The organism is Corynebacterium gottingense (genome assembly GCF_007559235.1).
In the GTDB taxonomy this organism is placed as follows: domain Bacteria; phylum Actinomycetota; class Actinomycetes; order Mycobacteriales; family Mycobacteriaceae; genus Corynebacterium; species Corynebacterium gottingense.
The window spans coordinates 1-25,717 of the sequence record NZ_VMHH01000014.1; the positions used below are offsets into that span (position 1 = coordinate 1).

Consider the following 25,717-nt stretch of genomic DNA (forward strand, 5'->3'; position numbering starts at 1 on the left):
TTCATCAGTTCGCGGTATCGAGGTAATCGCTAATGAGAGACTGGACACTTCGCTAGAGTGTTGAGTGCATACTGAGATGTGCTGTAAGGCTGCTTCTGATTGGAGAGAACGGCGACGACAGGGCAGTACAAGATGCAGTACGTCGGGAGCGGAAGATGTGGAGAAGAGACAAGTAAGGAAGCGATGGAAAACGTGTAAGCCGCCGTGTAAGCGGCGGCGGAGCCAAAGGTTGGGGAGTTTACTGAATGTCCCACCCCGCTGACCTGCACAAATAGGTCAACGGGGGTTGCTTTTTACCCGCGGACGTTGCTGCCAATCACCGTCGGCAGGACCAGCGGCGACTCACCGAGCAGCGCCTCCAGGTTGCCGTCGCGCTCAACCGCGCTCGTCACCGCTTTCACCTTGGCGTTCGGCTTCCCTTTCTTGTCGGCGCCGCGGGCCGCACCCATGGGCCCGGCCGCCATCGCGCCGCCGCGGCTCCCCGCCGCGTTACCGCCGGCGCCGCCAGCTGCGCCCTGCGCGAGACCGGGTGCTGAAGTCCCGCCCGCGCCAGGCATGCCGTTGCCAACTCCGGACAGCGGGCGCCCCGCCATCCCGGCCCCTGCGCCCAGCGCGCCGCCGATGCCCGCACCGGCCGCCCCGGCACCAATGGCGCCCGCCGCCGACGCCGCGGAGCCACCGACTTCGCGCGCCGCATGACGACCGCCGCCGACGCGCCCTGCGCCGCGACCTCGTGCACCAGCGCCCATCGGCCCGGCGGCTGCGCCACCAGCGCCCGAGCCGGCACCGCCGCCCGCGGCGATAGTTTGGCTGGGCGCGAACCCGCCGGACGCGCCAGCGGCCGCTCCAGCACCGGCGCCTGCCGGGCCGGGCATCGCGGCGCCGCCGAGGGGCGCGCCGCCGCCGAAAGCGCCGCCGGGCTGCGGGGCGACCTGCCCGAGCCCCGCGGAGGCGGCCTGCGTTGCTGCGGATCCGCCCGGCGCCTTCGCGGCCACCTGCTCAAGGACCTCCGGGTTTGGCATCCCGTACTCAGCCACGACGTGGGCTGGCGTTGCTGCGTTTCCGAGCGCGGAGAGGCCGGCGGCGGAGAAGGCGTCGCGAAGCGTGCGCGGCAACGGCGAATCCTCGAATGCGGCAGATACTGCCTCCGGCATGTCCGGCACCGCAAACCCGTTGCCCGGGATGGATCCGAGGTCAGGCAGCAGACGGTCAAAGACCGGGACCACTGGCTGCAGCGACGCGGTGAGCCGCGGCGGGAATACGCCCAGGTATGAGCGCTCAAACGCGAGCCGCGACGGGCCCGGCAGACCCGCGTACACGGACATCGCGCCGTGTGCCATAAGCTGCTCCGCGCCCGCGACCTGCGCGAGGCCCGCCGCGTGCCCCTGCATCGCGACGGACCTGGCGACGTATTCTTGGCCGACGCGGGCGACGTCGCCAAGCTTATCGACGGCACGCGCCACAAACTCAGTATCCGCCGAATCAGCGAGCATCGCGGCGACCCCAGGCAGCTGCGCAATCACCGACTGGATCAGCGCCGCGTTCTGGCCCCAAAACGCGGCCGCCGCGGTGGCCTGCGCAACCTGCGTGGTCATCAGCTGCCCATGGAGCACGGGTAACGACGCCTGCGCCCCAGCCGTCGGCCGCGGATTAGAAAAGTTCTTGGCGTTGTCATAGTGCGACATCGCCTGCGTCATCAGCCCAGACACGGCCCCCGCGCCGCCGGAGCGCTCCACCACGCCGATCGAGCCAAGAATCCCCGCGACGGAGTTGTCCGCCCGCGACGTGTTCTCGGTGCTCACGCGGAGCACGTCTGCAATCGTCTGCAGCCACTCCCCCAGCACGCGGTTCGCCTCGGGCGCCGATGTCGACGACACCCGCGAGTGCGTCCGCCCCGCGCCGTCCAAGCCGGAGACCGGCGAGAAGGCGGCCATTGGCGAGACGGTTGACGCGAGAGTTTCCCCCGTCACTTGCATGGATAACGCAGCAAGTTTGCTCGCAGCTGAATAAACCTGCTCAGTGTCTAAATTGATACGGATCCCCAAAATTTCCCCCCTTAAATCACCCTAGCTAGATGCCAGGTAACTTCAATCTACGGACAATCATGAATCTTCGCTACCTCATCCTCGAGTCTTACGCATTTGCTGCAGCATAGACTGACTCCAACGAGGACATTGCATACTCACAAGAGTCGAGGTCAGGGTGTCGGTTGTTCAGAATCGATGCAGCTACTACTAGGCCTCCACGGACCGTATCTACTTGCGCGAAGCATTCTCTCGGTCCCAATGAATCAGAAAAGTGGTTAAAGGCTTTCGGCACGGTATCTGATGTATTGGGGACCAATGTCCGTCCTGGATCCTGGGAAAGACCGGATTCGTCCGTAGGGTTCATGATGATTACACGCCTTGCACCTGGTAGATCAACGTCCATCGTGCATCCGACAACACCATTTTGCGCGGCATTCCCCGGGGCAAGATAATCCACCCCCGTAATCCCCGCCGCAGCAAATTCCTCTTCGGAGATCTCGGTGCAAGGATCGAAGAGGTCGTCGCCAAGCGTCTGCGGATCAAAGTCCCCGAGTTCGAGAGTCCCACTTTCGAAATGGAATGCCGGAACCTCGGTAGTCCCCGGACTTGAAGCTGCTTCAGCCTCGGCGTGCTGCTCGAGCGCCGCGTTGTGATCGCCACACCCCGCGAGAAGCGTCGCCACCAGTACCGCGCCAATCACAATCGTCTTATTCTTCCCCATCAATCCCCCATTTTGATCTGCTTTCAGGCGTCTCCATTATGGCCGACTTCTGTGACGTGCGCTACGCAAAACGGTTGCGATCGGCGTTGCGCTCTGCGGCCGCAGAGTGACATGTTCCATAAAACGGACCTACGCAAGGCCCAACTGGCAACAACCACCGCACCGGTTACAAAGACGTGGGGTTGCCCGCGGTCAAGTCCCGTGGAGTGGTGTAGCCGTCTAACTTTCGGCTCGGTTTGAAGTTCAGGGTTGGGTTAGGCGGCTAGCTGGTGTTGGTCACCATGGTTGTCTCCTGTGCGGTGCATGCGGTGTTTGGTGTGTTCGAGTGCGGATAAGGACATGGAGCGTTTTTGCTGGGTCGTCCGTACAAGCGGACAAAAGCGAGCAACAACAGCAGAATCAAGATCACACTTCGACCGCGCACAATCACCTAACCGTTAGTGCTTCCGTTCTTCACCGGCGAGCGTTCCACGGGCTGGGCCGCCACCGCGCAGGCGCAGCTCTTGGGCGTCACTGCGGCAACCACACTAGCCGACCTGTGGGGGGGTGTGTTTGAAGGCATCGCAATGTCGTATCTGCGCGTCCACGAGCAGCTCAAGGAGGCAGGCGCGCTCCCCGAGCGCGTCGTGGCCTCCGGTCGTGTCACGGCCGACCACCCGACATGGCTGTCGGTGCTCGCAGATGCGCTCGGCTGCGAGGTCGTTCCCCTGGAGATGAAGCGCGCCACTCTACGTGGCACCGTGCTCATCGCGCTGGACGTCGTCGCCCCCGAGGTGCGGCGGGCAACCCCGCCGTTCGGGCAAGGCCACCGCAGCATCGATGCACACCGCGAGTACTTCAGGGAGCTCCGCGACCGCTTCGAAGCGGCGCATCGCGCGCTTGTCGTGAAGTAGCTTTAAAATCAGTCTGATTGTCCCAGTACTGATCTCACAAGGGAGCTCCGTTGGCACGCCACGCAACCCAGTCCTCACCGTCTCCGCTGCGCACGGCGCGCGGCGTGCTCGCAGCGTTCCTCGCGATTGCGGGCGTCGTCACCGTAGCCGGGCTCGCACTACTGTGGCCGGGCGGCAAGCACCCGGAGGTCCTGCCCGGGTTTGAGCAGACACAGACGTCGACGGCTGAAACTGTGAAGGCCACCGTCATTGAACATTCGGTGGCTCCCTGTGGTGGCGTCGCAACGCCAAACCACCCTGAGTGCGACTTCTTACGCGTCAAGCTCGAATCCGGGGGAACCACAACCATCGAGGCTGCCCAGCAGCCGGGCACCCCAGAGCTTTCGGTCGGCGACCGCGTAGTGCTCTCAGTGCACCACAACCCTAAGACTTCGTATTCTTTCCTCGACATGGACCGCTCGGTGCCGCTCGGCCTGTGGCTCGCGCTCACGCTGCTGGTGGTGGTTGCCGTTGGGGCGTGGCGCGGCTTGCGCGCAATCTTCGGTCTGCTGTGCACCTTACTTGTCATCTTCGGCTTCCTAGTCCCCGGGCTTCTGCTCGGCTACAGCCCCGTGGGGCTTTCCCTGGTGACGGGTGCCGCGGTGCTGTTCCCTGTCATTTTTGTTGTGCACGGCAGGAATTGGAAGTCCGCGTCGGCCCTGGCCGGCACCCTGACGGCGCTGGGGCTTGCGGCGCTCGCGGCACACCTCGCCATCGACACGACGCAGCTTCGCGGGCTTGCCGACGAAAACAACCTCCTCATTCACATGTACCTCCCCCAGGTGCAAGTGCCAGGGATCATGCTCGCCGGATTCATCATCGGCGCGGTCGGCGTGCTCAACGACGTCACCATTGCACAGGCCTCGACGGTGCAGGAGCTGTACGAAACTTCGCCCGATGCGCGGCCCCGCGCCGTGTTCGCCTCCGCAATGAAGGTCGGCCACGATCACATCGCCTCGATGGTCTATACCCTGGTGCTGGCATACATGGGCGCTGCCCTCCCGCTGTCGATGCTGCTCCAGGTCGCCGATCGTCCCCTCACGCAGGTGCTCACCTCCGACGTGGTGGCCACCGAGATCATGCGCTCGAGTATCGGCGCGATCGCATTAGTCCTGGCGGTGCCGATCACCACGGCGATTGCCGCATGGACGATCCGCGCTCCCCAACCCACACCGTAATGTTGCTAGAGTCACGGTTGTGACTACTTTCAATCGACGCCGCCTCCTTCAAACCACCGCACTCGCAGTCGCCGGCGCAACCCTTGGCTCCACCGTGCAAGCCCACGCACAGTCCCGCATCCTCGGCACCGTGATCGACTACTCAGCGGGCGTCCCGTCCGGCGCAGCCGTCAAGGCCGCCGGGCACATGGGCGCGGTCCGGTACGTCTCCCAACCCCGCCCCGGCGCGGAATGGATGAAAGGCAAGCCGGTCACCATCGGCGAGACCCAGGACTTCGCCGCCAACGGTCTAGCTACCGCGTCGGTGTACCAGTTCGGGCGGGCGGAGACTGCTGATTGGAAGGAGGGGGCGGCTGGCGTCGCTAAGCATGCCCCGCAGGCGATCCGCCTCCACCAGGCCGCGGGCGGCCCGAACGGTCGGCCGGTCTACATCGCGATTGATGACAACCCCACTCGCGACCAGTACGTCAACCAGATCCGCCCCTACCTGCAAGCATTCCAGCTCGCGCTGAAGGCGGCCGGGCTGCTCACCGGCGTGTACGGCAACTACAACGTGATCCAGTGGTGCGTCGAGGACCGCATCGGTTCGTTCTTCTGGCAGCACGACTGGGGCTCCAACGGCCGACTGCACCCCAGCGTCAACATTCACCAGAAGGCTGGATTCGTCGGCACGGTCGGCGGAGTACAGGTGGACATCAACAACGTGTACGCCTCCGACTGGGGCCAGTGGACCCCGGGGCGCGCAAACCCGCTGCCTGTCCCTGACATCAACGCCCTGGTCCAGGGTTCGAGCCAGCTCTCGTCGCAGGTGGATTGGCGGCGTTTCCTGCCGTAGGCGGGGGCGTCGATAGGCGAAACCGCGCTAGGGTGAGTCCTAGGTACACCAGCACTCGGGAGAATCATGACAGCGTTGCGCGAAGGACAGATTCAGCGTTCTTACATCGTGGCTGACCGCGGGGAGCGGCCCGTCATCCGCGGGTGGTTCCACCTCGTTGCGGCGGCGTTGTCCGCGCTGTCGTCGGCGGTGCTCATCACGTTTGCGTGGATGACACTGCACTGGCACGAAGCGCTCGGCGTCACCCTCTACGGCGCGGGCGTCGTGCTCCTCTTCGGCGTCTCCTCCGCGTACCACCTGGTGCCCTGGCGGACCACGGAGGCCGTGCAGTGGTGGCGGCGGGCGGATCACGCGACGATCTCCGTCTTCATCGCCGCGACGTACACGCCGCTGTGCCTCATCGTCTTCGCGCCGAACACCGCAGCAATCATGCTCACCGTGGCGTGGCTTGGAGGCGTGGGCGGGGCAATCCTCAACCTGGTCTGGATCAACCACCCGCGTTGGCTGGACGTAGTGGTCTACGTTGGGCTCGGTTGGATCATCGTCCCGCTGATCCCCACGCTGTGGCACTCCGCGGGCCCGGCCGTCGTGTGGCTACTGCTCGCCGGCGGGATCGTCTACACCCTCGGCGCGCTCATCTACGGCTTCAAGTGGCCCGGCCGCACCGCCCGCTACTACGGCTACCACGAGCACTTCCACGCGGCGACGATCGCCGCAGCCGTCTGCCACCTGGTGGCGATCTGGATGGTCGTGGTGCAGGCCGGCTGAGCCCCCCCTTTGCAGGCCAAGGGTTGGTAGCCTCTCCCCCATGACCCCAATCGTTCTCGTGGGCCTGCAGCTCATCGGCATCGTCGCCATCGTCCTGGCCGCGTGGTTCGTCGGCAAAAAGCTCCTCGGCTACCCGTGGTCCGCGCTCGGATGGGGCGTCCTCGCGTTCCCCCTTTCGCAGGTATTCCGCTTCCTGCTTATCTACCCGGTCAACTTGCTGTGGGGAGCTATTTTCGACGCCCACACAGCCCTCATCGCCACGACGCTAACCCTCATCGCCACCTCCGGCCTGTTCGAGGAGACCACCCGCTGGGTGGTCATGCGCTTCTGGGCCAAGCGCACTCGCGCCTGGCGCGACGGCGTCGGCTTCGGCCTGGGCCACGGTGGGATCGAGGCACTCCTCACCATCGGGTCTGTGAGCATCAACAATATTGTCCTGCTCCTCGCCGCGGACCAGATCCTGGAGGCCGTCGAATCGCAGCAGAACCCTGAGGCCACCGAAGCGGTCAACCAACAGATCGACGCGGTTCACAACATCACGGCTGCGCTGGCAGGCATGAGCCTCTACGAGCGCATCCTGGCCATCACCCTCCACGTCGCCATGTCCGTGCTCGTGCTGCGCGCGGTTCGCGAGCACCGCTGGGTCCTGTGGCTCGCCGCCGTAGCCATCCACATCGCGTTCAACTCGATCGCGGTCGGTATGATGCAGCTCGGACCGGCGGCGATGTACTCCGCTCTGACCGTCAGTACGCTCGCCCTCCTGTGGGCACTGCTCAAGGGGCCGCTGTCGCGCGAGGCCGTCGAGACGAAGCCAGCGGAACCCCCGCTGACCACTTAAACTCTCCCGTGTGAATCGACGTACCGCGCTGCTAACCATCGCCTCTGGCCTGGCGCTCGCCGCCTGCGAGGCGGAGCGAGGCACGCGCCCCGTCCAGCGGACCTCGCGCTCTCCACAGCCGAGCCAGACGCAGCCGAGCCAGACGCAGACGAGCCAGACGCAGACGAGCCAGCCCGCTGCGCTGCGCTTCCCTTCCCCCGACGCCTACGCGGACGCGCAGCCGTCGCAGTTTGGCATGCACTTGCCGGGGATCACGGACTTTCTCCCCACCCAGCCCCCGCTGCGCACTCTCGCGCTCACCTTCGACGCGTGCGGTGGCGAGGTGGACCACGCGCTCGTGGATACCCTGCGCGAGCTCCGCGTCCCCGCCACCCTGTTCCTCGCCGGCCCGTGGATCAAGGCGCACCCGGACCTCACCCGCGAGTTAGCCAACGACCCCCTCTTCCAGCTGGAAAACCACGGAGCCCGCCACCTCCCGCTGAGCGTGAACGGCCAGCACGTCTACGGCATCCCGGGCACCGCGAGCCCCGCCGAGGCGATTCAGGAGGTCGCCGAGAACGCTGAGACGCTGCGCTCCTTCGGGGTCAACTCAACCTGGTTCCGCGCCGCCACCGCCCACTACGACGACGTCGCGGTGCGTATCCTCGCCGACAGTGGCGCGCGTATCGCCGGGTTTGCCACCAACGGTGATTTCGGTGCCACCGCCTCCCCCGCCCAGGTCACACAACAGATCCACCAAGCTCCCGACGGCGCGATCGTCCTCATACACATGAACCACCCGCAGTCGGGTACCGCCGCCGGGGTGCGCCAGGCCATCGAGCAGCTCCACGGCCAGGCCCGTTTCATCCAGCTCGGCGAAGGCACCCCCGCTTAACGACGCCAACGCCGACCCAACTTCAACGTCAGGCCGGCGTCGCACGCGGATGGAGTGTTTTGTGTGGCTAGTGGTCGACCGGAGCCTCCACACCCACACCGGTCAGGGAGCGGACTTCCATCTCCGCCTGCTTCTCCTCAAAGTTGTCCGGCTTGCCCATGAAGGTGCCAACGATGCCGGCGAGGAAGCCGAGCGGGATGGACACGATGCCCGGGCTGGACAGCGGGAAGATGGCCCAGTCAGCGTTGGGGAACATCGCGGTCTCCGCGCCGGAGACTGCCGGGGACAGGAAGATCAGCACCAGGGCGGAGATGAGGCCGGTGTAGATGGACACGACCGCGCCGGTGGTGTTGAACCGCTTCCAGTACAGGGAGAACAGGATGGTCGGCAGGTTTGCGGATGCCGCGATGGCGAACGCCAGGGAGACCAGGAACGCCACGTTCTGGGACATCGCCAGGATGCCCAGGACGATCGAAACGATGCCCAGGATCACCACGGTGATGCGGGAGACGCGGACCTGCTCGTCCTCGGTGGCCTCGCCGTCACGGATCACCGAGGCGTACACATCGTGCGCGATGGACGCGGAGGCGGTGATGGCCAGGCCGGAGACCACGGCGAGCACCGTTGCGAAGGCGACTGCGGAGATCAGCGCCATGAAGAAGGAGCCACCCAGTTCGAACGCCAGCAGCGGGGCCGCGGAGTTCGCGCCGCCGGGAGCGGCGAGGATGCGGTCCGGGCCGACCAGGGCTGCGGCTGCGTAGCCCAGCACCAGGGTGAACAGGTAGAACACGCCGATGAGCACGATGGCCCAGGTCACGGACTTGCGCGCTTCCTTCGCGGTGGGCACGGTGTAGAAGCGCATGAGCACGTGCGGCAGGCCCGCGGTGCCGAGCACCAGGGTGAGGCCGAGCGAGATGAAGTCAATCTGCTGGGTCAGGGTCGCGCCGTACTTCAGGCCCGGCTTCATAATCTCTTCGGCTTCGTAGCCCTTCGACGCCAGGTAGTCGGAGGCGGCGTGGGCGCTGATCGCATCGTCGAAGAGCGTGTTCATGCCGCCGCGGATCTTGACAAACACCAGCACCGTCATCACGGCAACACCGGCGACGAGCAGTACGGCCTTAATCATCTGCACGTAGGTGGTACCCTTCATACCGCCGACGAGGACGTAGACGATCATGATCACGCCGACGATTCCCACGCAAATCGCCTGGGCGGAGTAGCTGTGCAGGTTCAGGAGGACCGAAACCAGCGAGCCCGCGCCCGCCATCTGGGCGATGAGGTAGAACAGCGACACGAATAGGGTGCCAAACGCCGCGGCGACGCGCACCGGCTTCTGGCGCAGGCGGAAGGACAGGACGTCCGCCATGGTGAAGCGGCCGACGTTGCGCAGTGGCTCTGCCACCAGCAGCAGGGCGACGAGCCACGCGACGAAGAAGCCGATAGAGTACAGGAAGCCGTCGTAGCCGCTCAGCGCGATGGAGCCCACAATGCCCAGGAAGGATGCGGCGGACAGGTAGTCGCCCGCAATAGCCAGGCCGTTCTGGGTACCGCTGAAGGAAGAACCGCCAGTGTAGAAGTCGGCGGACTCGCTGGTCGTCTTACCAGCGCGGGTCACCACGAAGAGGGTGACCATGATGAAGATGGCAAAGACCGCAATGTTTAGCAGCGGGTTGCCGGCGCCTTCCGCCTCTGGCGCCGCGAGGATGTATTCCTGCATGTGTTAACCCTCCATGACTTCTCGGATGTGAGCCGCGCGCGGCTCCAGGTTCTTGTTCGCCCACTTCACGTACACCCAGGTAATGAGGAACGTGGTGAAGAATTGTGCCAGGCCGAGCCACAGCCCGACGTTAAGCCCGAGGAAGGGCGTGGCCATTGCCTCCGGCATCAGCGTCGCCACGACGACGAAGACGAGGAACCAGAGGAAGAACGCCACCGATACGGGGAACGTAAATCCGCGGAACGTCCTGCGGAGGTCTTGGAATTCGGGACTGCGCTGCATAGCCACAAATTCGTCAGGGGTGGGTTCCCGACGTTGTGGGATGGAAGTCGATCCAGTCACGGCTTCTATCCTTTCTTGTCTTGTACAAGTTCACGAGTGCTCTATTTGCAATGTCTGCAGAGGCGGACCAGCACGGCTTGCAGCATCATGATGTGCCACCTTCAACTCGACACTCTGGATGTTACCTACCCCACACGCGGGCCATGTGTGATTACCAGATAACGTTTTCTCACCAACGTGATCCAACCCCCAAAACATGCTTTTAGCAGGAAAAACCAATGATCATACGACTACCCCCGTACAGCGCCCCTCCCCCGCCAAAACGCGCAGCAAAAAGGGCCTACCCGTCATCGGGTAGGCCCTCCGTGTGCGCCGTGTGCGCTGAGTGGACAGCTACTCCACGTCTCCGGGGAACGTCAACGGATCGCCGGACATACGCTCACCTTGCACGCCGTCGAGGGCGGCCACGTCGGCGTCATCAAGCTTGACGCTCAGCGCGCCCAGGTTTTCCTCCAAGCGCGCGGGGTTCGCCGTCTTCGGCACGACCGACACGCCCATCTGCAGCAGGTACGCCAGCACGACCTGGGCTGGCGTCACGCCATGCTTGTCCGCAACGCCGGCGATGGCGGGGTCGTCGAAGTTCTTCCCGCGCGCCAGCGGGGCCCACGCCTCGGTGACGATGCCGTGCTTGGTGTGATACTCGCGCAGCTCCGGCTGAGTGAACCCGGCGTGCAGCTCGACCTGGTTGAGCACCGGCGTAACACCGGTGGCCTTGGCGATCTCGTCCAGGACCTCCGGGTAGAAGTTGGCCACGCCAACGGACTGCAGCTGGCCCATCCCCTGGAGGTGCACCAGCTCCTCAAAGGCCGGCACGTAGAGCCCCTTCTGCGGCCACGGCCAGTGGACCAGGTAGAGGTCGATGAACTCGAGGTCCAGACGCTTGAGCGACTCCTGGTAGGCGGCCGCGACGCGGTCCTGGTCGTCGTTCCACAGCTTGGTGGTCACGAACAGGTCCTCGCGGGTGACATCACCGGCCGAGATGGCGTCGTTGAGCGCCTTGCCCACGGCCTCCTCGTTGCCGTAGAAGGAAGCGGTGTCGATGTGACGGTAGCCGAGCTCGATGGCGCGGCGGATGACCTTGTTCACGTCCTCGTCGGAAAGCTTGTAGGTGCCCAGGCCGAGGAGGGGGAAGTCGTAGCCGTCGTTGAGCGTGGTGACTGGGATGCGCATGCGTGGTCCTCTCTTAGCGGACGTCGATCAAGTCGATAACAAAGACGAGAGTACGCCCAGCGAGCGGGCTGGGGGCACCCGCAGGACCGTAGCCCTTCTCCGGCGGGACGATCAGCTCGCGGCGGCCGCCGACCTTCATGCCGGGGATGCCCTCCTGCCAGCCTTCAATCAGGCCGCTGAGCCAGAACTCTGCCACGCTGCCGCGGTCCCACGAGGAGTCGAACTCCTCGCCAGACTCGTAGAACACGCCGAGGTAGTGCACCTTGACGTAGCCGCCTGGCACCGCTTCAGCGCCGTCACCGACAACGAGGTCATTGATGACCAGGTCTTTCGGCGCCGGCTCGTTCGGAACAGTGATGGTCGGCTTTTCCATGTATGTGAATTCTCCTTGAAGAAACAATCGTGAAAATGCGAAACCGCCGAGAACGGTTTTCCCCGAAGTATAAGGGAAATCTCATTCTCGACGGTTATCCGCGCCTGCTACCTGCGTTTTTCCTATCGCTGGTCGCGCGGGATGAAGTCGCGCTGCTGGTAGCCGGTGTAGATCTGGCGCGGGCGGTTGATCTTGGTGTTCATCTCCAGCTGCTCGCGGTACTGCGCGATCCAGCCCGGGAGGCGGCCGATGGCGAAGAGGACCGTGAAGAAGTCGGTCGGGAAGCCCATCGCACGGTAGATCAGGCCGGTGTAGAAGTCCACGTTCGGGTAGAGCTTGCGGGAGACGAAGTAATCGTCCTTCAGGGCGATCTCCTCGAGCTTCATCGCCAGGTCAAGCAGCTCGTCGCCGCCCAGGTGTTCGAGCACCTCGTGCGCGGTCTCCTTGACGATCGCGGCGCGCGGGTCGTAGTTCTTGTACACGCGGTGGCCGAAGCCCATCAGGCGGACGCCCTTTTCCTTGTTCTTCACGCGGTTCATGAAGTCGGTGGCGTCGCCGTCGTGGTTCGTCTTGATGTCCTCGAGCATCTCCAGCACGGCCTGGTTTGCGCCGCCGTGCAGCGGGCCAGCCAGCGCGTTGATACCGCCGGCGATGGAGACGAACATGTTCGCCTGCGCAGAGCCGATCATGCGGACGGTGGAGGTGGAGCAGTTCTGCTCGTGGTCAGCGTGCAGGATCAGCAGCTTGTCCAGCGCCTTGACCAGGACCGGGTCGACCTCGTACGGCTCGGTCGGGTAACCAAACATCATGCGCAGGAAGTTCTCGCGCGCGTTGAGTGAGTTATCCGGGTACATGTACGGCTTACCCTGCGATGCGCGGTAAGCGTACGCAGCCAGCATCGGCACCTTTGCCATCAGGCGCACGGTGGCCTTGTCCAGCTGTTCCTCGTCCAACGGGTCGAGCTGGTCCTGGTAGTACGCGGAGAGAATGTTCACCGAGGAAGCCAGCACTGCCATCGGGTGCGCGTTGCGCGGGAAGACGTTGAACGCCGCCTTAAAGTCCTCATCCAGCAGCGTGTGGTGGCGAATCTCGGTGTTGAACTTCTCCAGCTCATCCGTGGTCGGCAGCTCGCCGCGGATCAGCAGGTAGGAGACCTCGTTGAAGCTGGCGTTGTTGGCCAGGTCCGCAATGTCGTAACCACGGTAGCGAAGAATGCCAGCGTCACCGTCAATGTAGGTGATCTTGGACTCGGTGGAACCTGTGGAAACGTAGCCCGGGTCGAAGGTCACCAGGCCGGTCTCGCTGAGCATCTTGCCAAGGACAACGCCGTCGTTACCCTCAGAAGCCTTCATGATGTCCATCTCGTACTCGCCACCCGGGTAGTGGAGTACCGCCTTCTCGTTGTTCTCAGTAGCCACAGTGTGCCTTTCCACGATTGATCGCGTTGTTCGGCGCAAGCCGAAGAATTACCTCCGCCATCCTAGCAGAGTTTGTGATCCGCATGACAAGTAGCCGTGAGCAGCCCGTCCGCCACACAGCCCACACCGGCAATCGCCAGAATCTGTGAAACTAAACTGTTCCACCCCCGTTTTGTCATGCATTATATTATGCATTGCACTGCAAGTTTCCCGGCTCCCAACGAGGAAAGACGCCACATGAGCACCTACCCCACCCTCCCCTCCAACCTGATCCCCGCCGACGGCCGCTTCGGGTGCGGTCCCTCCAAGGTCCGCCCGGCCCAGCTCGAAGCGATCGCCCGCGGCGCAGACGTGATCGGCACCTCCCACCGCCAGCCGGCGGTGAAGAACCTGGTGGGCGAGGTCCGCGAGGGGCTCGCCGCGCTCTTCGACCTGCCGGACGGCTACGAGGTCGTCCTTTCTCTCGGCGGCGCCACCGCCTTCTGGGATGCCGCAACCTTCGGCGTGATCAAGCAGCGGTCCGCACACCTGACCTTCGGCGAGTTCTCCTCCAAGTTTGCCAAAGCCGCCGCGAAGGCGCCCTGGCTCGACGAGCCGCGGCTCGTTCAGGCCGACCCCGGATCGGCCCCGAGCCCCGCCGAGTTCAACGGCCTCGACAGCGAGGACGCCGACGTCGTCGCCTGGGCCCACAACGAGACGTCGACAGGCGCCATGGTGCCCGTCACCCGCCCCGACACCGACGCGCTCGTGCTTATCGACGCCACCTCGGGCGCCGGCGGACTCCCCGTTTCCATGCAGGACGCGGACATCTACTACTTCTCCCCGCAGAAGTGCTTCGCCTCCGACGGCGGCCTGTGGCTGGCGGCGATGAGCCCCGCCGCCCTCGACCGCATCGCCGAGGTCAAAGCGTCCGACCGCTTCATTCCCGCATTCCTGGACCTGCAGACCGCAGTGGACAACTCACGCAAGAACCAGACCTACAACACCCCCGCCGTCGCGACGCTGCTCATGCTGGCGGAGCAGGTGTCGTGGATGAACGCGAACGGCGGCCTAGACGGCATGGTCGAGCGCACCTCCGCAAATGCGCAAGCGCTCTACAGCTGGGCCGACGCGCATGAGTTGGCCGCCCCATTTGTCCAGGACCCCGCGCAGCGCTCCCTCGTGGTGGGCACGATTGACGTTGACGAGCGCGTCGACGCCGCCGAGCTGGCCAAGGCGCTGCGCGCCAACGGCATCCTGGACACCGAGCCCTACCGCAAGCTGGGCCGGAACCAGCTGCGCATCGGTATGTTCCCGGCAATTGAGTCGCAGGACGTGCGCACGCTCACTCAGGCGATCGATTGGCTGCTCGGCCAGGGCGTCGGCCAAAAGTAACGACAACCCGAGGGCCAGCACAAACGCCCCGTGTCTACCGCGGCGCCCCGGCGAGGTGCGCTAGGCTGGGGTGAACTGACCGGGCGAAGGGAGATCCATGCGCGAGCTGCACCTGATGGCAGATGAATCGACGGCGAAGTTTTTTGTGCTTCGTGACGCAGACGGCGTGAGCTTCCAAATCGCCCGCTCCGAGTTTGACAGCGTCTACAGTGCGGCCCACAATGCCCCCGACGCTGGCGCACCCGCGTCCGGCAGCACCATCCACCCGCTCCACCCGGCGCCGACTGAGACCGAGGACGCGCCCGCTGAAACACCGGAGCCACAGGAGGCGCCAGAGCCCTCTGAGCCCTCAGTGCCCTCTGACCCCTCCGTGCCCGACGACACCCCGGAGTACAGCGCCCTGAGCCAGATGGCCAAGCAGCGCCCCCTGCCGGAGCCGGACCCGCTCCTGTCCACCCCCCTTTCCCTCCCGCCGAAGGAAATCCAGGCGCGCATCCGCGCCGGCGCGACGGCCGCCGAGCTGGCGCAGGAGATGGGCGTGGCGGAAACCCGCGTCGACCCCTACGCGCACCCCGTCATGCTGGAGCGCGCGCAGATCGCGGAGGCCGCCAAGCAATCGCACCCGGTCCGCGACGACGGCCCCGCGAAGCTCTCCCTGTTTGAAATCCTGGCCACCGCGTTCGCCGCCCGCGGGCACTCGCTGAGCGAGGCGGAGTGGGACGCCACCCGCCAGCCGGGTGACGCGTGGGTCGTGCACCTGCGCTGGCGCGCCGGCCTGACAGAGAACGAGGCGCAGTGGACGCTGCAGCGCTCGATGGGCGCGACCGCGTCGACCGAGGCGCGCAACGGCGTCGCGGCGGATCTCACGGACCCCAACTTTGTGCAGCCGGTGCGCTCGCTCACCGCAGTGAGCGCAGTGAGCGCGGATGACGGCGAAGCACCGGAAGAGCGCAACACGCCAGAAGCCAACGAGGCCGACGGCGAAACCGGCGCGCCGGCCGATCCCACTGCACCCACTTCGCCAACAGAGTCCACAGTGACCGAGGGCGATTTCCTGCAGCATCCGGAGAGCCAGGCCCCGCAGAAGCGGCGCCGCAAGGCAGTGACCCCGCACTGGGAAGACGTCCTGCTCGGGGTCCGTACAAATACCAAGCGCCCAAAGAAGTAGCGGGCGAACACGCCGAGCAAAGGCCGCGCAGCGGACGCCACATTCTTTACACTAAGTGACATGTCATACCCTGCCACTGTGACCGTGTGGTTTGTCAGCACTGATGACCCCGCTGCCGTGCTGCGCTCCGAGCCGAAGGCCGACCGCGGTTTCGGCCGCAAGCTGCTCAGCCAGATCAACCCCGCCTGGCCGATCACCCCGATCGGCGAGTTCCCCCTCAACCGCTCCTCTACCCCGGGGCCGGCCGAGTTCTACATCGCGGGCTACCCGGGCGTCGCCGTGGTGCAGACCTTCGTGGAATCGATGGACACCGTGACCGACGCCTCCGAGGTCATCGCCCACCTCCGCGAGGCGCTGCCCGCCACGGACACCTACGTGTTCGCGCAGGGCATGGACTCGGACTACGCCGGATTTGCCCACTACACGGGCACGCAGGTGCGCCGCGCGCTGGCCGCGACCCGCGAGGTAGTGCTCGAGGACGTCGGCCTGCCCGACCCGTTCGAGGCCCCCTACTGGGCGGGCGAGAAGGCGGAGCAGCTGGGCGGGATCACGCTTCCCTTCGAGCCGTCGGACCTTACCGATGCGGCGCAGGAGGCCTGGCTGGGTGTCCCCGTCAGCCCGGAGGGGCCGGACGTGCACGTGGTGGGCTACGCCATCGACGGCCGCCCGGAGCCGAAGATCGGCCCGGCGAAGCCGCGGACCAAGTCGGTCAATGAGGTCGCCGCCCGCTTCGCAGATACGGAGAAGGACTACGACGACTACGAGGTCGAAGCCCCGGATGAGGACGGGCACGAGTTTGCGCAGCTTGCCGACGCCTCCCTCGCCGCCACCAAGCGCATCGGCCGCGGCCTCTCGCGCCGCCTCAAGCGACTGGCGGCGCAGATCCAGGACCGCATCCGGCACTCGGACCGCTAGGACCGGGAGCGCTGCGCCTCGTAGAACGCAATCGCGGCTGACGTCGCCACGTTCAGCGAGTCGGTTCCCGGCGCCATGGGGATCTTTGCGCGCACGTCGGTCGCGGCCATGGCGTGGCGCGTCAGGCCCGGGCCCTCCCCGCCGACGAGGAAGGCGATCTTGTCGTGCCCTTCCACGGCCTCGCGCAGCAGCACCGCGTCGTCGGCCGGCGTGAGCGAAACGAGCCACCATCCGTCGTCCTTGAGCTCCTGCAGGGAACGCTGCCAGGTCGTGGTCGTGCCCTCGAGGTGCGCAAACGGGGTGCGCAGGACGTGGCCCATGGAGACGCGAACGCTGCGGCGATACAGCGGGTCGGCGGTCGCCGCGCCGAACAGGACGCCGTCCACGCCCATGCCCGCCGCGTTGCGGAAGATCGAGCCGATGTTTTCGTGGTCGCCCACGCCCTCCAGGATGACGAGCGTGCGCGCGCCGTCGAGGACCTCGGCGACGCTGCGCTCGGGCGCCTTGTCCGCGGAGGCGAGCAGGCCGCGGTGCATGTCGTAGCCGGCGACCTCGCCCATGAGCTTCCGGGTGATCTCGTAGACCGGGATCCGGCGGCGCTCGAGCTCCTCGCCGTAGTCCTGGAGGAAGGATTCGAGCCGGCCGCCAAAGCCGTAGATGGCGCGGACCGGGAAGCGGGACTCCACGAGACGGCCCGCGACGAGCGGGCCCTCGGCGAAGACCAGCCCCTTCTCCTTATCGGAGTGTTTGAGGTCGCGGATGTCGTCGAGGCGGGGGTCCTGGGGGTCGTCGATAAGCATGATTCTCCTAGCTCAGTGCGGCGAGCAGCGGGCCCTGCGCGAAGTAGACCACGAACAGGGCGGAGATGAGCCACATGATCCAGTGGATCTGCTTGTGCTTGCCGGTAAATACGGCCATCACGGTGAACGCGATGAAGCCGACGCCGATGCCGTTGGCAATGGAGTAGGTCAGCGGCATGACGACGATGGTGAGAAACGCCGGGAAGGCGACGTCGAAGCGGGTCCAGTCAATGCTGCCCACCTGCATCATCATCAGGGCGCCCACGACGACGAGGACCGGTGCTGCTGCCTCGATGGGCACCATCTCATACAGCGGGGTGAAGAACATGGCGGCGAGGAAGAGCACGCCGGTGACCACGTTGGCCAGGCCAGTGCGCGCGCCGTCGGCGATGCCTGCGGATGAGTCGACGAAGACGGTGTTGGAGGACGAGGAGGCGGCGCCGCCGAGCACCGCGCCGAAGCCCTCGACAACCAGGGCGCGCTTCATGTCGGGCAGGTTGCCGTGCTCGTCGGTCACCTCGGCCTGGCGGCCGAGCGCCGTCATGGTGCCCATCGCGTCGAAGAAGTTGGCCAGGACCAGGGTGAACACCAGCAGCGAGGCGGCGACGACGCCCAGGTGCACGAACGCGCCCGCCAGGTCGATGTTGCCCACGAGCGACAGGTCGGGGACGCCTCCGAGCGAGCTGGGCAGCTCCGGCACGGCGAGCGACCAGCCGTGCGGATCATCCGCGGAGGAACCGGCGCCGGCGAAGTGCTCCACGATCAGGGAGATGATGGTGGTGATGACGATCCCGATGAACAGGCCGCCAGGCACGTTGCGTGCAACCATGAAGCCGCAGATGATCAGGCCGATCACAAAGACGAAGGTGGGCCAGGAGGCGATGGAGCCGCTAAAGCCGAGCTGGACCGGTACGGTGGTCATTGCCGCATCGGGCACGCGGCGGACAAAGCCTGCGTCCACGAGGCCGATCATGGCGATGAACATGCCGATGCCCACGCTCATGGCCACCTTCATGGAGTCCGGAATCGCGTCAAACACCGCGGTGCGGAAGCCGGAGATGGCGAGCAGGACGATGATGATGCCGTCGATAACCACCAGGCCCATGGCCTCCGGCCAGGTCAGTCCCTGCTGCCCCACGAGCGTGACGGCCACGAGCGTGTTCAGGCCCAGGCCAGTGGCGATGCCGAAGGGGTACTTGGCAATTACGCCGAAGAGAATGCTCATCACACCCGCGGCGAGCGCGGTCACGGCGGCGACCTGTGGGATGCCCAGCACCACGCCGTCGCGGTCCGCGCTGGTGCCCAGGATCAGCGGGTTGAGCAGCACGATGTAGGCCATTGCGAAGAAGGTCACTACGCCGGCGCGGATCTCCGTGCCGACGGTGGAGCCGCGTTCGCTGATGTGAAAGAATCGGTCAAGCCCGCCCTGCGGCGAGGCGTTTGAGGTGACGGTACTCACGTCGGATGTTCTCCCCTATCCCCTTCAGGATGATTGAATTATGAATGGCACGGCCTGGATACATACTGCCGTTTCCGTGACATAGACTGTCACTTTTCTTGGCATTTTTACAAATACGACCATTGCAACCATTGCCCCACTCACGGAAAGGCCCGCGGTGCACTCATTCACTTTCGTCGTGCAAGAGGGGGCGGTTGTCGACGCCGCCGCGTATACCTCCACGCTGCGCCACCTCGGCGTTTCCACCGCCGAGATACATCGACTCCGCCTCCGCCTAAGCCTGGTGGGTGGTACGCGCCGCGCGGTCCTCGTGGTCGAGGGCAGCTCGGCCTCCCTCGAGCTTCGCCCGCTGGCCCCCATGCCGCTGGAGATCGCGGTCGCCGCCCAGCCGGTGCGCGACGAGCGCACCACCCCCGCCTTTGTCGGCCCGGACCTGGGGTGGCAGCGGCTCGAACTCGCTCAGGCGGGTGCCGACGAGGGCCTGCTTGTCGACGCCACGGGGCGGGTCGTCTCCGCCATCATGAACCCCCTCCTCCTGCTCAAGCACGGGGCCGCGTACGTATCGAGCCACGAGCACACCTCCGCCTCGATCGCGCTCGACGGCGTGGTGGACATCCTCGCTGGACAAGGCGTCGAGGTGCGCCACCTCGACGGCGGCTTCGTCCGCTCGGACCTGCTCACCAGCGAGGTGTGGGTGGTCGACCCGCTGTGCGGCGCGCGCCTGGTCACGTCGTGGCTGGAGTACGGGACGCGGCGCCCGGCGCGCCGCTGGGTGGAGCGCCGCGAAGTGCCCACGCACCGTGAGGTCAACGAGCTGCGCCGCGGGCGGGCGACACCGCTCTAGGCACGCCGCGCTAGAGCCCGACCGATTCCACCGTCGTATCGGCGTGGGCGCCGCACCCGTAGGACGCGGCGACAACGTGACCGTCAGCCGAGTACTCGTTGGTGCACACGCCGAAGTTGTCGCCGACCGGCTCGCCCATCGGGACGTAGAACGCGCAGCTGCGGCAGTGCAGCGCTGCCTTCTCTGCAAACTCGCTGTTCGGGCCGTAGTCGCCGGTGCGCCAGCGCTTCTCCGCGTCGCTGAGCCCCTTTTCGGTGAGGTAGTGCTTCGTTTCCCGCCCCGGGAACGTGACGGCGTGGCGGGAGAAGGAGTCTTCGGTGAGGCGATCGTCGTCAGGCGCGATCTCGATGATGTCGCCCGGGCCGAGGTCGCCGGGGCGCAGCCGCTCGGAGTACGGCACCCAGTCGGGCGCTTCGAGCGCGCCGGCAGCGGGCATGAGCGCGAGCTCGTTGATGGTCACCCAGTCGGAGCCCGTGGCGCAGGCGACGACGACGTTCCATTCCCAGCCGGGGTACCCGGGGACCTGCGCGGCAAACCGATGCGTCGCGACGTTGTGGCTCAACCCGCCCACGCCGATGTGCTCACCGATTTCCTCGGGCTGCGCGATCTCTTCGAGCGCTTCGCGCGCGGTGTCGATCGCGTTGGCGCTGAGCAGTGGCGTGGCCGCGTCGGGCCGCTTGCGGGAGCGTTTGTTGGAATGTGACACGCTCACCATTATGCGCGACGCCGGGCGCACGAGTACAGCGGGTGTGCAGGTGGTGCAAGATAGGGGCATGATCTTCACTCGCCGCGCAGCCGCAGTAGCCGCTGCCTCCCTTGCCGTCTGCGCATCGCTGACCGCGTGCGACGACGACACCCTGCCCGACACAGCGCCCGACACCGTGCCCAATGCTGCCCCCGAGCGCCTGCGCGCGGTCGTGCAGGAGCGCTACGATTTCGACCCCACCAGCTTTACCCAGGGCCTGGAGGTGGACCAGGACGGCTCGCTGCTGGTGGGCACCGGGCAGGAGGGCGAGTCCCGCATCTACCGGCGCTCGCTCGACGGCGCCGAGTCGCAGTCGGTGGACCTGGACCCGGAGCTGTTCGGCGAGGGCATCACCCGCGTGGGCGATGCGCTCTGGCAGCTCACCTGGCAGGACAACACCGCCATCCGCCGCGACGCCTCCACGCTGGAAGAGACGGGTCGCGTCTCCTACGAGGGGGAGGGCTGGGGCCTGTGTAACCGGGGCGAGGAGCTCATCTTCTCCGACGGCTCGGCGGAGCTGCGCCGCATGGATCCGGATTCGCTTGAGGAGCGCGAGCGGTTCCGCGTCACCGCGGACGGCGCCCCCGTCACCGGACTCAATGAGCTCGAGTGTGTGGGCGACGACATCTACGCCAACGTGTTTACCACCACGGATATTGTGCGCATCGACGCCAACTCGGGCGAGGTCACAGCGCTTATCGACGCCTCCGCGCTCCCCAACCACGCCTCCCCCGACCCCAACAACGTACTCAACGGCATCGCACACCTGCCGGGCACGGACGAATTCCTGCTGGCCGGCAAGCGCTGGCCGGACCTATACCGGGTCACCTTCGAACCGGCCGACGGCCAGTCCGGCTAGCGCACCCGGTTAGACTGGCGCGCATGGCATCTACGGCAAAACAGTCCGGAGCGGCGTCGGGTGGCGGCGCGCTGAAGCAGATCGCGGTCATCGCCGTGCTCGTAATTGTGCTGGTCGGGGGTATCTACGCGTTCCTGGAGTGGCAGCGCTCCGCGCCGTCGACACCGGTGCACGACGTCCGCGTGCAGGTCGCCGCGGGGGACAATTCGCAGGAGCTGGCGCCGTACACGGTCTGCCCGCTGGATGAGCAGTGCGACGGCGGCGAGCCGCCCGCGCTTGAGCTGGGCGACGCGACCGAGCTGCGATTCAACGTGCCGGAAGAGATCTCCAGCTCTGGGTGGCGCCTGCTCACCATCTACGACGACCCCGCGGCGAACAACGAGCAGGTGTTTCAGTCGAACGAGTCCAACGAGCAGACCGTGGAGGCGGTGACGGAGTCGGGCGCGCGCCTCGTGGTTGCGGAGGTCTCGGCGCTGGAAATAGATCGTGGCGAGGACGGGGAAGAAATCCCTGTCCTCGCCACGTGGTCGGTTAGTGTGGGTGACGCGTAGGCGTCGATAAGCAATGCCCCGCTACGCGTCGAGCTCGCGGGCCACGGCGCGCAGGATCTCCGCCACCTGGCGGGATTCCTTGCGGTCCGGGTAGCGGCCGTTGGTCAGGGCCGGCTGAACCTCGGTCTCAATCATCGTCATCACGTCCGCGAGCATGCTCCCCAGCTGCTCCGGGGTGTGCTTGTGCACGGGGCGGCGCTTCGGCGTCTCCAGCACCTTCACGCGCAGCGCCTGCGGGCCCTTGCGCCCGGCCGCGAAATCGAACTCGATGCGCTGGCCGGGGACGAGCTCCTCGACGCCGTCGGGAAGCACGGACTTGCCAATAAAGACGTCCTCTTCACCCGGGTTGGATGCGAAGCCGAAGCCCTTGTCGGCGTCGAACCACTTCACCTTTCCGATAGGCATAATGCATCTTCCTTTACTCGTATCGTGCCCGTAAGGGCGTTCCCTTCACCTTAACGAAAGAGGTGATCGTACCCATCCACCTCCTCCCGCTTCCAAACCGCACCACTGTGGCGTAATTCACTGAATATTTCTGCAACGCCTTGACCAGCGCTTTCGGGGCCACGCTTGTCGACGCCACGCCTCACCGACACCCGTTTCGTGCCCATTGCGTGACTCAATCGTTATAAACCGCTAGGCTGACCCGCAACGCTAGACAGGCAGAACCGAGAGAGGATTTTTCACCTATGGGTCGCCACTCCAAGCAGACCACTTCCCCGGCCAAGAAGGCCCTCGCAGGCACCGCAGCGGCAGCAGCCCTCGCAGGTGTCGGCGCGCTTGCTCCGCAGGCATCCGCCGCTCCCGACTCCGACTGGGACCGTCTCGCAGGCTGCGAGGCCGGCGGCAACTGGCACATCAACACCGGCAACGGCTACTACGGTGGCCTGCAGTTCAACTACGGCACCTGGCAGGCGTACGGCGGCGGCGAGTTCGCCCCGACCGCGGACCAGGCCACCCGCGAGCAGCAGATCATCGTCGCCGAGCGCACCCTGGCGCAGCAGGGCTGGGGCGCATGGCCCGCTTGCTCCGCCAGCCTCGGCCTGAACTCCGCGCCGACCAACCGCGACGCGCAGGCAGCCCAGCCAGCTCCGGCCCCCGAGCCGGCTCCGGCGCCCGCACCGGCCGCCCCGGCTGAGCAGGCTCCGGTCCAGGAGGACACCACTCTGGCCGTCGACGAGCTGTACTCCCAGGTTGTCGCCACGCTGAACAACGCCGGCCTCGGCGTCCCGGCGCAGGTCCACAACACCTACGCCGCGAACCGCCACGACTACAACGCGTTCTACAAGGCGAACCAGCCGCTGATCGACGCCGTCTTCAACGGCAACATCAACGGCATCATCGCCCAGGTGCAGGCACAGGCACTGCGCTAAACGGCTAAACGGCTAAACGGCGGCTGTGCAGCGCACAGCAAAGCGCCTCCGCGGATCCCTGTTGGGGAACCTCGGAGGCGCTTTTTCGTGCCGCGGACGCGCTAGCGGTTGATGCGCGTGGTCGGGTGCACGTAACCGGTTGCCTCAGCCGGCATCGGCAGCACGAGCTCGTTGCCGAAGGGGCTGGAGGCGCCGGCGATCTTCGAGGAAATCTCCGTCACGGGGTGACCATTACCTGGGGTGTGCTCAGGCCACGCCGGGTTTGCGCGACCGATCTTCTCTACATCTTTAGCCATGCCCCTTATTCTGTCACGTCCGTGGTCAAAACGCACGCAAAGTCACCCACTAAGCTTGTACCCCGACATGACTGACTTCGCCGACGCGCTCAACCAGCTCACCCCCGACGCCCTGCGCCGCCTCATCGCCCTGCGCCCGGACGCGTTCTTCCCGCCTCCGCCCTCGCTGGCGTCGCTGGCCACGCGCCTCACGCAGCCCGCCTCCACTGCCCGTGCGCTGCGCGCGCTCAACGCCGCAGACCTCGCCACGTTGCAATCGCTTGTCGACGCCGGTGCCGAGCTCTCCCCCACCGACCCGCCCCCCTTCGGCGACACGACCCGGCTGCGCGACGCAGCGCTCGTCTACGACGGCGGCGCTGCTGGCTCCGGCGAGCTGGTGCGCGTGGCCCCCGGCGCCGTCGCTCCCCTGCCCCAGGCCTGGCGCGTCGCCGACCGCCCTCCGGCCGACCTGGACGCAAAGCTCGCGGCCCTCGATGCGCGCCAGCGCAAAGTGATCGAGTCGCTGGCCGCAGGCGGCGGCATCGGCTTGTCCAAGGCCGCCGCGCCGGACGCCGACCCCACTACTCCCGCCGCCCGCCTCGTCGCGGACGGACTCCTGGTCCGCATGGACGCGCACTCCGTCCGTCTCCCCGAGCCTGTCCTCCTCGCCTTCCGCGGGCGCACCCCGCGCGTCCACCCGCTTACCGCCCCGCCGGAGCCGGAGGCAGACCAGACGACCGTGGACCGCGACGCCACCGCCGCGGGCCTGGAAGCCGTGCGACAGGCGCGCCAGCTGCTCACCCGCCTGCTGCGCACACCCGCGCCGCTGAACAAGGACGGCTCCGTGGGCGTGCGCACCCTCGCCGCGCTGACCAAGGAGCTCGGGTTCGACCCCGGCCTCACCATCACCGTCGGCGAGGCCGCCGGCCTCATCGGGCGCGGCCCGGTCGACGACTCCCGCACCGGCGCGGACGACACGAACGCGCTCGCCGCCACCAAGGACGCGTTGAGCTGGCTCGACGCGCCGATCTCGGACCAGTGGGCGATCCTCCTCGCCGGCTGGCTCGCCTCCCCGTGGCGCCTTGACCAGGGCCGCCTGCTCAGCACCGAGTCGCGCCAGCCGGACCTGCGGCGCACCCGCGAGGTCGTCGCTCGCCACGGCGGCGACATGGAGCAGCTCCTCTTCCACGCCCCGCTCGATACCGCGGGGCTGCGCCCGGAATTCGTCGCTCAGCTCGCCGAAGAGGCGCGCACATTCGGCGCCCTCGCCCCCACCCCGTCCACGCCGCTGCGGGTTCTGCTCGCGCGCGGCGACGTCGCCGCGGCCACCCGCGAGCTGGTCCCCGCGGAAATCGACGCCGTCATCGCCCAGACGGACCTCACCATCCTCGCGCCTGGCCCCCTCCCGCCGGCGATGGCGTCCATGCTCGAATCCTTCGCCCAGCTCGAGTCACCCGGCCTGGCCAGCGTTTGGCGCGTCAGCGACGCCTCCGTGCGCCGCGCCCTCGACGCCGGCCGTACCGCCGAGGAGCTCAAGGCATGGCTCGAGGCCCACGCCCTCGGAGAGGTTCCGCAGGGGTTGGGCTTTTTGCTTGACGACGTCGCGCGCACCCACGGTGCCGTCCGCGCAGGCTCCGCGCTGAGCTACCTGCGCAGCGAGGACCCGGCTGCGCTCGCGGCCGCCGCGCAGCACGCGCCGCTGCGTATCCTCGCCCCCACCGTCGCCGTCTCCCAGCTCCCGCTACCGCAGCTGATCGCCCGGCTTCGCGACGCCGGCCTGCAACCGGCCGCCGAAGACGCCGACGGCGCCACCATCGACCTCGCCCCGGAACCGGCGCTGGTGCGCGCGACACCTGCAACGTTGGCGCGCGACTACCAGATCGACAAGGGCCGCGTGGAGCAGCTCGTCGGGGCGCTGACTGCGGGGGCGAAGGTGGCGTCGACAAGCGACAAGGAGGCCCCCGCAGAGGTGCTGCGCGCGGCGGCGCGCGGCCGGCGCCACGTGCGCGTGACCTATTTCTCCGGTGCCGGCGAGCAGCACCAGCTCGCGGCACTGCCGCTCTCGGTGCGGGAGGGGCGGGCCGACCTGCTCGATGAGGCGACCGACAAGGTCGTCCGCCTCCCCATCGCGCGCGTGGCCGGGGTGGAGCTGGCCTAGCCC

The 25,717-nt window shown here is 66.6% G+C and carries 26 protein-coding genes; 14 read left to right on the forward strand and 12 right to left on the reverse strand.

What is annotated here, in order from left to right; genetic code table 11:
- Positions 1-293 precede the first annotated feature (293 nt).
- Together FPH17_RS11050 and FPH17_RS11055 are read right to left on the reverse strand one after the other, a co-directional pair.
- The gene (locus FPH17_RS11050) at positions 294-1,934 is read right to left on the reverse strand and encodes a hypothetical protein (protein WP_154880583.1); all 1,641 of its coding nucleotides are present in this window, start codon (positions 1,932-1,934) and stop codon (positions 294-296) included.
- Between the two features lie 199 nt (positions 1,935-2,133).
- The gene (locus tag FPH17_RS11055) at positions 2,134-2,748 is read right to left on the reverse strand and encodes a DUF3558 family protein (protein ID WP_154880585.1); all 615 of its coding nucleotides are present in this window, start codon (positions 2,746-2,748) and stop codon (positions 2,134-2,136) included.
- 440 nt (positions 2,749-3,188) lie between these two features.
- Between FPH17_RS11055 and FPH17_RS11060 the strand changes: the two genes are divergently transcribed.
- The 6 genes from FPH17_RS11060 (at position 3,189) to FPH17_RS11090 (ending at position 8,173) form a co-directional block, all read left to right on the forward strand.
- Positions 3,189-3,641 (forward strand): FGGY-family carbohydrate kinase, encoded by a 453-nt coding sequence (locus FPH17_RS11060; protein ID WP_154880587.1) that lies wholly within the window; start codon positions 3,189-3,191, stop codon positions 3,639-3,641.
- 50 nt (positions 3,642-3,691) lie between these two features.
- Complete coding sequence (locus tag FPH17_RS11065; RefSeq protein ID WP_154880589.1) at positions 3,692-4,858, forward strand: YibE/F family protein; 1,167 nt, start codon at positions 3,692-3,694, stop codon at positions 4,856-4,858.
- A 19-nt stretch (positions 4,859-4,877) separates the two neighbouring features.
- Positions 4,878-5,693 carry a DUF1906 domain-containing protein gene (locus FPH17_RS11070; RefSeq protein ID WP_154880591.1) on the forward strand — a complete coding sequence of 272 codons (816 nt, stop codon included), beginning with the start codon at positions 4,878-4,880 and terminating at the stop codon, positions 5,691-5,693.
- 66 nt (positions 5,694-5,759) lie between these two features.
- On the forward strand, positions 5,760-6,461 hold the full coding sequence (gene trhA / locus FPH17_RS11075) for a PAQR family membrane homeostasis protein TrhA (protein WP_154880593.1): 702 nt from the start codon (positions 5,760-5,762) through the stop codon (positions 6,459-6,461).
- Between the two features lie 40 nt (positions 6,462-6,501).
- A complete protein-coding gene (locus FPH17_RS11080; RefSeq protein ID WP_154880595.1) occupies positions 6,502-7,299 on the forward strand; it encodes a YhfC family glutamic-type intramembrane protease in 798 nt (265 codons plus the stop codon).
- A 10-nt stretch (positions 7,300-7,309) separates the two neighbouring features.
- Complete coding sequence (locus tag FPH17_RS11090; protein ID WP_244288109.1) at positions 7,310-8,173, forward strand: polysaccharide deacetylase family protein; 864 nt, start codon at positions 7,310-7,312, stop codon at positions 8,171-8,173.
- A gap of 67 nt (positions 8,174-8,240) precedes the next feature.
- Here FPH17_RS11090 and FPH17_RS11095 read toward each other — a convergent pair whose 3' ends face one another.
- The 5 genes from FPH17_RS11095 to FPH17_RS11115 form a co-directional block, all read right to left on the reverse strand.
- Positions 8,241-9,890 carry a monocarboxylic acid transporter gene (locus tag FPH17_RS11095; RefSeq protein WP_154880597.1) on the reverse strand — a complete coding sequence of 550 codons (1,650 nt, stop codon included), beginning with the start codon at positions 9,888-9,890 and terminating at the stop codon, positions 8,241-8,243.
- 3 nt (positions 9,891-9,893) lie between these two features.
- Positions 9,894-10,172 (reverse strand): DUF485 domain-containing protein, encoded by a 279-nt coding sequence (locus FPH17_RS11100; RefSeq protein WP_154880634.1) that lies wholly within the window; start codon positions 10,170-10,172, stop codon positions 9,894-9,896.
- Between the two features lie 393 nt (positions 10,173-10,565).
- Complete coding sequence (locus FPH17_RS11105) at positions 10,566-11,402, reverse strand: aldo/keto reductase (RefSeq protein ID WP_154880599.1); 837 nt, start codon at positions 11,400-11,402, stop codon at positions 10,566-10,568.
- 13 nt (positions 11,403-11,415) lie between these two features.
- Positions 11,416-11,775 carry an FKBP-type peptidyl-prolyl cis-trans isomerase gene (locus FPH17_RS11110; RefSeq protein ID WP_095277137.1) on the reverse strand — a complete coding sequence of 120 codons (360 nt, stop codon included), beginning with the start codon at positions 11,773-11,775 and terminating at the stop codon, positions 11,416-11,418.
- Between the two features lie 122 nt (positions 11,776-11,897).
- The gene (locus FPH17_RS11115) at positions 11,898-13,211 is read right to left on the reverse strand and encodes a citrate synthase (RefSeq protein WP_144718549.1); all 1,314 of its coding nucleotides are present in this window, start codon (positions 13,209-13,211) and stop codon (positions 11,898-11,900) included.
- Positions 13,212-13,430: 219 nt separating this feature from the next.
- Between FPH17_RS11115 and serC the strand changes: the two genes are divergently transcribed.
- The 3 genes from serC to FPH17_RS11130 all read left to right on the forward strand — a co-directional run bounded on the left by serC (position 13,431) and on the right by FPH17_RS11130 (position 16,650).
- Positions 13,431-14,567 (forward strand): phosphoserine transaminase, encoded by a 1,137-nt coding sequence (gene serC / locus FPH17_RS11120; protein WP_154880601.1) that lies wholly within the window; start codon positions 13,431-13,433, stop codon positions 14,565-14,567.
- Positions 14,568-14,664: 97 nt separating this feature from the next.
- Positions 14,665-15,735: a septation protein SepH gene (gene sepH, locus FPH17_RS11125; protein WP_154880603.1), complete on the forward strand. Its 1,071-nt coding sequence runs from the start codon at positions 14,665-14,667 to the stop codon at positions 15,733-15,735.
- 60 nt (positions 15,736-15,795) lie between these two features.
- Positions 15,796-16,650 (forward strand): DUF6928 family protein, encoded by an 855-nt coding sequence (locus tag FPH17_RS11130; RefSeq protein ID WP_154880605.1) that lies wholly within the window; start codon positions 15,796-15,798, stop codon positions 16,648-16,650.
- Here the strand turns inward: FPH17_RS11130 and FPH17_RS11135 are convergent.
- Together FPH17_RS11135 and FPH17_RS11140 are read right to left on the reverse strand one after the other, a co-directional pair.
- Positions 16,647-17,450, reverse strand: coding sequence for a TrmH family RNA methyltransferase (locus FPH17_RS11135; protein ID WP_144718508.1), 804 nt, complete (start codon positions 17,448-17,450; stop codon positions 16,647-16,649). The genes FPH17_RS11130 and FPH17_RS11135 overlap by 4 nt on opposite strands.
- 7 nt (positions 17,451-17,457) lie before the next feature.
- A complete protein-coding gene (locus FPH17_RS11140) occupies positions 17,458-18,909 on the reverse strand; it encodes an NCS2 family permease (RefSeq protein WP_154880607.1) in 1,452 nt (483 codons plus the stop codon).
- A gap of 157 nt (positions 18,910-19,066) precedes the next feature.
- Between FPH17_RS11140 and FPH17_RS11145 the strand changes: the two genes are divergently transcribed.
- A complete protein-coding gene (locus FPH17_RS11145; protein WP_154880609.1) occupies positions 19,067-19,753 on the forward strand; it encodes a hypothetical protein in 687 nt (228 codons plus the stop codon).
- Positions 19,754-19,763: 10 nt separating this feature from the next.
- Here the strand turns inward: FPH17_RS11145 and FPH17_RS11150 are convergent, their stop codons facing one another.
- Complete coding sequence (locus FPH17_RS11150; protein WP_095277153.1) at positions 19,764-20,468, reverse strand: DUF3027 domain-containing protein; 705 nt, start codon at positions 20,466-20,468, stop codon at positions 19,764-19,766.
- A 58-nt stretch (positions 20,469-20,526) separates the two neighbouring features.
- On the opposite strand from FPH17_RS11150, the gene FPH17_RS11155 reads away from it, so the two are divergent.
- Positions 20,527-21,357: a glutaminyl-peptide cyclotransferase gene (locus tag FPH17_RS11155; protein ID WP_154880611.1), complete on the forward strand. Its 831-nt coding sequence runs from the start codon at positions 20,527-20,529 to the stop codon at positions 21,355-21,357.
- A 23-nt stretch (positions 21,358-21,380) separates the two neighbouring features.
- Positions 21,381-21,908: a DUF2771 domain-containing protein gene (locus FPH17_RS11160; RefSeq protein WP_154880613.1), complete on the forward strand. Its 528-nt coding sequence runs from the start codon at positions 21,381-21,383 to the stop codon at positions 21,906-21,908.
- A 21-nt stretch (positions 21,909-21,929) separates the two neighbouring features.
- On the opposite strand, the gene FPH17_RS11165 is transcribed toward FPH17_RS11160, so the two are convergent.
- Positions 21,930-22,313 (reverse strand): cold-shock protein, encoded by a 384-nt coding sequence (locus tag FPH17_RS11165; RefSeq protein ID WP_095535797.1) that lies wholly within the window; start codon positions 22,311-22,313, stop codon positions 21,930-21,932.
- A gap of 284 nt (positions 22,314-22,597) precedes the next feature.
- On the opposite strand from FPH17_RS11165, the gene FPH17_RS11170 reads away from it, so the two are divergent.
- The gene (locus FPH17_RS11170) at positions 22,598-23,281 is read left to right on the forward strand and encodes a resuscitation-promoting factor Rpf1 domain-containing protein (RefSeq protein WP_154880615.1); all 684 of its coding nucleotides are present in this window, start codon (positions 22,598-22,600) and stop codon (positions 23,279-23,281) included.
- A 101-nt stretch (positions 23,282-23,382) separates the two neighbouring features.
- Here the strand turns inward: FPH17_RS11170 and FPH17_RS11175 are convergent, their stop codons facing one another.
- Entirely contained in the window at positions 23,383-23,577 is a 195-nt protein-coding gene (locus FPH17_RS11175; protein ID WP_154880617.1) for a hypothetical protein, read from the reverse strand.
- A 67-nt stretch (positions 23,578-23,644) separates the two neighbouring features.
- Here FPH17_RS11175 and FPH17_RS11180 point away from each other — a divergent pair, with 67 nt between their 5' ends.
- Positions 23,645-25,714, forward strand: coding sequence for a helicase-associated domain-containing protein (locus tag FPH17_RS11180; RefSeq protein WP_154880619.1), 2,070 nt, complete (start codon positions 23,645-23,647; stop codon positions 25,712-25,714).
- The last annotated feature ends 3 nt before the right edge of the window (positions 25,715-25,717 follow it).

Bases quoted from the DNA above. Each gene is read 5' to 3' on its own strand.
- FPH17_RS11105 (WP_154880599.1), bottom strand. From the start codon at position 11,402: ATGCGCATCCCAGTCACCACGCTCAACGACGGCTACGACTTCCCCCTC.
- FPH17_RS11170 (WP_154880615.1), top strand. From the start codon at position 22,598: ATGGGTCGCCACTCCAAGCAGACCACTTCCCCGGCCAAGAAGGCCCTC.
- FPH17_RS11050 (WP_154880583.1), bottom strand. From the start codon at position 1,934: ATGGCCGCCTTCTCGCCGGTCTCCGGCTTGGACGGCGCGGGGCGGACG.
- FPH17_RS11180 (WP_154880619.1), top strand. From the start codon at position 23,645: ATGACTGACTTCGCCGACGCGCTCAACCAGCTCACCCCCGACGCCCTG.
- FPH17_RS11130 (WP_154880605.1), top strand. From the start codon at position 15,796: ATGTCATACCCTGCCACTGTGACCGTGTGGTTTGTCAGCACTGATGAC.
- FPH17_RS11160 (WP_154880613.1), top strand. From the start codon at position 21,381: ATGGCATCTACGGCAAAACAGTCCGGAGCGGCGTCGGGTGGCGGCGCG.
- FPH17_RS11080 (WP_154880595.1), top strand. From the start codon at position 6,502: ATGACCCCAATCGTTCTCGTGGGCCTGCAGCTCATCGGCATCGTCGCC.
- FPH17_RS11055 (WP_154880585.1), bottom strand. From the start codon at position 2,748: ATGGGGAAGAATAAGACGATTGTGATTGGCGCGGTACTGGTGGCGACG.
- FPH17_RS11155 (WP_154880611.1), top strand. From the start codon at position 20,527: ATGATCTTCACTCGCCGCGCAGCCGCAGTAGCCGCTGCCTCCCTTGCC.
- trhA (WP_154880593.1), top strand. From the start codon at position 5,760: ATGACAGCGTTGCGCGAAGGACAGATTCAGCGTTCTTACATCGTGGCT.
- FPH17_RS11095 (WP_154880597.1), bottom strand. From the start codon at position 9,890: ATGCAGGAATACATCCTCGCGGCGCCAGAGGCGGAAGGCGCCGGCAAC.
- FPH17_RS11100 (WP_154880634.1), bottom strand. From the start codon at position 10,172: ATGCAGCGCAGTCCCGAATTCCAAGACCTCCGCAGGACGTTCCGCGGA.
- FPH17_RS11150 (WP_095277153.1), bottom strand. From the start codon at position 20,468: ATGGTGAGCGTGTCACATTCCAACAAACGCTCCCGCAAGCGGCCCGAC.
- FPH17_RS11165 (WP_095535797.1), bottom strand. From the start codon at position 22,313: ATGCCTATCGGAAAGGTGAAGTGGTTCGACGCCGACAAGGGCTTCGGC.
- serC (WP_154880601.1), top strand. From the start codon at position 13,431: ATGAGCACCTACCCCACCCTCCCCTCCAACCTGATCCCCGCCGACGGC.
- sepH (WP_154880603.1), top strand. From the start codon at position 14,665: ATGCGCGAGCTGCACCTGATGGCAGATGAATCGACGGCGAAGTTTTTT.
- FPH17_RS11135 (WP_144718508.1), bottom strand. From the start codon at position 17,450: ATGCTTATCGACGACCCCCAGGACCCCCGCCTCGACGACATCCGCGAC.
- FPH17_RS11175 (WP_154880617.1), bottom strand. From the start codon at position 23,577: ATGGCTAAAGATGTAGAGAAGATCGGTCGCGCAAACCCGGCGTGGCCT.
- FPH17_RS11110 (WP_095277137.1), bottom strand. From the start codon at position 11,775: ATGGAAAAGCCGACCATCACTGTTCCGAACGAGCCGGCGCCGAAAGAC.